The 3586-nt window shown below is 36.6% G+C and carries 2 protein-coding genes; one reads left to right on the top strand and one right to left on the bottom strand.

From position 1 onward, the window contains the following. The coding region (locus NFR51_RS10535) for a Rib/alpha-like domain-containing protein (RefSeq protein WP_251713605.1) at positions 1-658 on the top strand (658 nt) is incomplete at its 5' end. A 673-nt stretch (positions 659-1331) separates the two neighbouring features. Here NFR51_RS10535 and NFR51_RS10530 read toward each other — a convergent pair. Continuing rightward, complete coding sequence (locus tag NFR51_RS10530; protein ID WP_251713604.1) at positions 1332-3179, bottom strand: Cna B-type domain-containing protein; 1848 nt, start codon at positions 3177-3179, stop codon at positions 1332-1334. Between the last annotated feature and the right edge of the window lie 407 nt (positions 3180-3586).

Below are 3586 nucleotides of genomic sequence, written 5' to 3'. Positions count from 1 at the left end.
CGTCAACACAGGCTTGAACGAAACACCGAAAGCTGAAGATGCTATTTCTAACAAGGGCGATCTTCCAGAAGATACAACTTACGAATGGAAGACACCGGTAGACACAACAACTTCAGGTGAAAAAGACGCTGTAGTGGTTGTTAAATACCCAGATGGTTCAAGCGAAGAAGTTCCAGTTAAGGTTGTAGTAACTTCAGATGCAGACAAGTATGAACCAAAAGGTCAAGACGTCAACACAGGCTTGAACGAAACACCGAAAGCTGAAGATGCTATTTCTAACAAGGGCGATCTTCCAGAAGATACAAAATACGAGTGGAAGACACCGATAGATACAAGCACACCAGGTGAAAAAGAAGGTGTGGTAGTGATTACTTATCCAGACGGTTCAAGTGAAGAAGTTCGAGTTAAGGTTGTTGTAGCAGACAAACGTACAGATACAGTTGATGTTGTTCCAACAGGAAAAGATAAGGGTGGTTCACCAGAAAGCACTAAGCTTGATGTTAAAGCAGTTGCTGAAAATAAAGTAGCTTCTGACAACACAGCTCATGCATTACCAGCGACAGGTGAGAATGATTCTGCTGCTTTAGCTGGTCTAGGAGCTGCACTGTTAGGTGGCTTAGGCTTGGCGGCTACTCGTCGTAAGAAAGAAGAAATTTAATTATTACTTCTAAAAAAGTCTTTGGTGTGAGGATAGAATAACTTGATTTTGTCCAAAACGCAAAGAGAAAACAAAAATGCTCAATCACGTATGCTATACGTGGCTGAGCGTTTTTTAATCACAAGGAAATCTCTTCTCCATTTTAAAATGGAGAAGAGATTTTTATATCATTGGGGTTTTACTCCTTTTATGTCAATGTAGAAGTACAGCAGATTATCCTCTCTGTTTTCGAGTGGTTTCGGTTGAAACAAGAACATCATCATTTGTAGTACTTGGTCACCAGCTTCAGTGAAAAAGTGAGGAGCAATGCGGATGCTGTGTTTTATCACAAACGACAGGAGAAGTGAAACTTCCTTCAATCAATTGAAGCATATCTTAGCTTTAGAGCACATTCACTCTAGGAGGCAATACTTTATTAAGCAAGAAATCTATGCAAAGTTAACGCCTTACAATCTTTTCGCTTCAGCTCTTGTACGATATTATCCAGTTTAACAAAACGTTAAAATTTTCCAAAAGGGAGTCATTTTCGTGTATACAAAAAAGACAGAAAACTTTTTGAAAGAATCTGTCTTTTTACTTTTCTTAACTTCATGGCATTAATCTTCAGGGGGGGGGGGACGTTTAAGTGCCTAAGTTAGGAATTTTTTTAGTATTTAAGCCTAACCTTGTTCAACTATTTTTTATATCTTTTGAGTCGGAGATTAGAAAAGATAAAAGTAATTGCTAGAAATACGAAAGCGATACCAGTACTTATCAAAGCCATTCTGTCATCCTCTCCCGTTTTAGGTAAAGCATGTTGGGGTGAAGAGGAAGTTTTTTTATTATTTTTGTCATTATTATGACTTTTCTTCCTGTCGGTTTTTGTAGTATGGTGTTTATTTGTAATAATAATATTCTTTTTATTACTATCATTTATGATTGTCTCATAGCCATTTACCTTAGTAATCTCTTTAACAGTATAAAGAATATCTTTCCCTTCATATTTTTGAGAAAGGGACTTCCATGTATAGGTCCACTTGGAATCTTTACTTAAGGTAACTGCTTCACCTAGCTTCTCACCATTTGCATAAAGTTGTACTTGAATTGAATCTGGGCGAAGTCCATCTTGATTATTATTATCCTCCCAGTACTTAGTTACTGTAACACTTGTTGCTTCATCATTTTTTGCTATTAGCTGCACGGCATTTTCTTGACCTTCAGTAATAGAAAAGTTGATTGGAGTTGTATCAATAACATATCCTTCTTTAGCATGTGTCTCCACAAAAGAATAAGCGCCAAGTGGTAAATTACTCAAATGTATTTGTCCGTTTTCATCTGTTACTAAATCCTCATAACCCATAATGGTATCCCCAAAAGAGTTGGTTAACTTAAAGTGAACATGAGGAATACGTTCTCCTGTCATAGCATCAATCTTGGACAAAATTACTCCACGGGAATCTCCTGCACCCTCTCCCCTTTCCCCCAAGACAACATCTTTGCTTGCTTTAGCATCAATATTAGGAGCTTTCATACTTACTTCATTTGGAAAAACCATCCTCGTTCCATCTACAAGATAGGGAATTCCCTTCGTTAATGTAGACGTATACATTACATCTATTGCCTTCGATATTTGAGTATTAAAAGTAATTGTAAATCCAGTTTCAGTCAAACTTAAAGTATAATCTGCTGCTGGAACTGGTCCACTTCCATCTGTATACATCAAAGAAAAGGAATTGGTATCAATCGTTTGGGCATTAGCATTTTGTAATTGATCATTGACACTTACATTTTCTAGTTTTTTATTGTCAACATTGATTCGTAATTGCCATTGAATCTGGCTATAGTGACCATTCGGAAGTTGAGTGATTGGCCAACCATTTTTCGAAAGGTCGCTAGCAGCAGGTGCTGGTTTTATTCCTGTAAGTACAAAATGGAGGGTTCCCAAACGGTTATTGGGGCGTGTTTCATAATAATCTGACCAGATGATTGTCCCCAAAGTATCTCCTGCTTTTGCAATAAGACGGCCTACTACGTTACCATTGGCATCAATAATATTGAAGTTTTCATTTTTTGCAAAGATAGCTCCCTCAGGTAACTCAACAGTAGAAGTATCTCCTTCATGGATGCTTACTCCATTAGGAATATTCCAGTTATATTTGACATCGTAGGAATCTCCTGCAATCCAATCAGAGGCATCAATAGGATTTCCCTTATCATCTGCAGCAGCATTTTTGTCTATTCCATTAACAGGAATGACCTCTTTCAATTTTGTGAGATCCCTAGGCTGTAAAGCATTAAAATTTAAGGGGTTCTCTTGGCTAACTGCTAGTGCTTGAGAGGATAATCTACCCTCTCCAGAATTCTTAGCGAGAACAGATGCGTTTTGCTTTTTGAGGTAGTCATTTGTAGAAGGTATCTTATTTGTTAATTGTACACTACTTGAGTTTATAACTTCTTGCATTTGAGCACTCCCGATTACAGGAAGGGCCAAATATGTGAACAATAAGATTACAAGACCAAATAAATGTATATTCTTTTTCATATGCCTCCTTATGTTTCTTGCCCATCAGAAAAAATTTAAATTTTCTGACATATATTATGAATACACTTTCATTGTACTATAATTTGCTCATTTAATAAATGGTTAAGTTAAAAAATAATAGAATTGTTTAAGATATTAATTGCTGAACAAAAGGTCAATAAGATTAAAATCAAGCGCTTCTTGTTTGTCAACTTTTCTCCCATTCGTTACATTCTGAATGTCCCCGTTCGCACGCGCTCTGTTGTATAGAGGAAGCTCGCACATAGCAAGCTTTTCCAATCATAAAGAAGTGTTTTTCTAATCCTTTATGGTCGTCTCTCCAAGAACATCAATGTAACAAAACATTATGATAACATTTCATAAATATTAAGCAACATGTTAAAATATGATGAGAGATACCATTGTAT

The organism is Lactococcus ileimucosae (assembly GCF_943193185.1).
Classification (GTDB): domain Bacteria; phylum Bacillota; class Bacilli; order Lactobacillales; family Streptococcaceae; genus Lactococcus; species Lactococcus ileimucosae.
This window is presented reverse-complemented; position numbering and strand designations above follow the sequence as displayed.

Excerpts from the sequence above, each read along its gene's own strand:
- NFR51_RS10530 (WP_251713604.1), bottom strand. The coding sequence starts at position 3,179 with ATGAAAAAGAATATACATTTATTTGGTCTTGTAATCTTATTGTTCACA.